3 protein-coding genes are annotated in these 1497 nt (G+C 67.2%); all 3 read left to right on the top strand.

Annotation, left to right across the window (positions count from 1 at the left end):
* Positions 1-216 (top strand): TRAP transporter large permease subunit (locus AC1DOC_RS33245; RefSeq protein WP_478131518.1); only part of this gene is annotated, 216 nt, incomplete at its 5' end.
* 31 nt (positions 217-247) lie between these two features.
* Complete coding sequence (gene crcB, locus AC1DOC_RS33240) at positions 248-625, top strand: fluoride efflux transporter CrcB (RefSeq protein WP_012746749.1); 378 nt, start codon at positions 248-250, stop codon at positions 623-625.
* An 87-nt stretch (positions 626-712) separates the two neighbouring features.
* Positions 713-1497, top strand: a 785-nt coding sequence (locus tag AC1DOC_RS33235) for a proton-conducting transporter transmembrane domain-containing protein (protein WP_478131517.1), incomplete at its 3' end; no start/stop codon positions are given.

Here is a 1497-nt window from a genome sequence, read left to right as displayed (position 1 = left end):
TGGTTCGGCATCTTCATCGTGCTGGTGGTCGAGATGGCGCAGATCACGCCGCCCGTGGGCTTCAACCTGTTCGTGCTGCAGGGCATGACCGGAAAAGACCTGCTCTACATCGCACGCGTCACGCTGCCGATGTTCTTCCTGATGGTGGCGGCCGTGCTGATCATCTACTTCGTGCCGCAGCTGGTCACCTGGCTGCCGCAGCAGATGGCGCCCTGAACAGCGCCGGCTGTGCCCCGACAATAGGCCCATGCTGCTTCCGATTCTTGCCATCTGCATGGGGGCCTCCGTGGGCGCGCTGGCGCGCTGGGGCCTTGCGCTGTGGTTCGGCGCGGGCGGGTTCATGCCCTGGGGCACGCTGGCCGCCAACCTGGTCGGAGGCTACCTCGTCGGCGTGGCCATTGCCTCGTTCCATCTGCTGCCCGACCTCGATCCGGCCTGGCGGCTCGCGCTGGTCACGGGCTTTCTCGGCGGCCTGACGACCTTCTCGAGCTTCTCGGCCGAGGTCGTGACCATGCTTCTCGAAGGCCGGCCGGGCGTGGCGCTGCTCACGGCAGCAGCCCACCTCGGCGGATCGCTGTTCCTGACCTGGCTGGGCATACGCAGCGTGCAGGCCCTGGCCGCCTGATCGATCCATCGCCAGCCTGCAAGGCCGTCGATCTTCGCGGGTTTCCGGGGGAATCCTCCGAGGGGTCGATCGATAGAATCGGCCGCAATGCCCCTGGTCTTTCTCGTCGCACTCCCCTTCATTGCCAGCGTGCTGGCCGCGTTGATGCCGTCGAACGCGCGCAACCGGGAGTCGACGCTGGCGGGGCTCGTGGCACTGGGCTGCGCGCTGCAGACCGCATGGTTCTTTCCCCAGATCGCGCGCGGCAACGTGCTGCGCCAGGAGATCGCGTGGCTGCCCGAGCTCGGGCTCAACCTCGTGTTCCGCATGGATGGCTTTGCCTGGCTGTTCTGCATGCTGGTGCTCGGCATCGGCGCGCTGGTGGTGCTCTATGCGCGCTATTACATGTCGGCGTCCGATCCGGTGCCGCGCTTCTTCTCTTTCTTTCTCGCCTTCATGGGCGCGATGACGGGCGTGGTGCTCTCGGGCAACCTGATCCAGCTGGTGCTGTTCTGGGAGCTCACCAGCCTGTTCTCCTTCCTGCTGATCGGCTACTGGCACCACCGGCGCGACGCGCGGCGCGGCGCGCGCATGGCGCTCACGGTCACCGGTGCCGGCGGGCTTTGTTTGCTCGCGGGCGTGATCGTGCTGGGCCGCATCGCGGGCAGCTACGAGCTCGACGTGGTGCTCGCCTCGGGCAATGAGATCCGCGCGCATGCGCTCTATCCGGCGGCCCTGGTGCTGATATTGCTGGGCGCCTTCACCAAGAGCGCGCAGTTCCCGTTCCACTTCTGGCTGCCGCGCGCCATGGCGGCGCCCACGCCGGTCTCGGCCTACCTGCATTCGGCCACCATGGTGAAGCTCGGCGTGTTCCTGATGGCGCGGCTGTGGCC

This window comes from Variovorax sp. 01T439_2 (genome assembly GCF_056398445.1).
The sequence above is the reverse complement of the archived record's forward strand: the minus strand, read 5'-3'. Positions and strand labels throughout refer to the sequence as shown.